General features: G+C 65.8%; 1 protein-coding gene. It reads right to left on the bottom strand.

The genetic code is table 11. The features are described 5' to 3' along the window. Positions 1–360: formate dehydrogenase N subunit beta transmembrane domain-containing protein (locus tag EA798_RS20480; RefSeq protein WP_276330370.1), on the bottom strand; the 360-nt coding region annotated here is incomplete at both ends.

Here is a 360-nt window from a genome sequence, read left to right as displayed (position 1 = left end):
GTGGAAGAAGCCGGCCAGCACCGAGACGCCCAGTACCGCGGACATGATCGGCTTGGTCACGCCCTTCCACAGCTCCACCGTCGGGCTGATATGCGGGTCCTTCGGCAGGCCGCTGTAGATCTCCGGCTTGTCGGCATGCTGCAGCACGTAGACCACGTGGGTGCCGCCGACGCCGGCAGGATCGTAGATGCCGGCGTTCTCGAAGCCACGCTCCTTGAGCTTCTCGACCCGGTGCGCGCCGTAGTCGAGCATCTGCTCCTTGGTGCCGAACTGGATCGAGCCGGTCGGGCAGCTCTTCACGCAGGCCGGCTCCAGGCCGTGATAGACGCGGTCGGAGCAGAGCGTGCACTTGTAGGCCTT

It is taken from the genome of Pseudomonas songnenensis, from assembly GCF_003696315.1.
Taxonomy (GTDB): Bacteria; Pseudomonadota; Gammaproteobacteria; order Pseudomonadales; family Pseudomonadaceae; genus Stutzerimonas; species Stutzerimonas songnenensis.
Note: the sequence above shows the minus strand (reverse complement) of the source record. Positions and strands in the feature narration are given on the sequence as shown.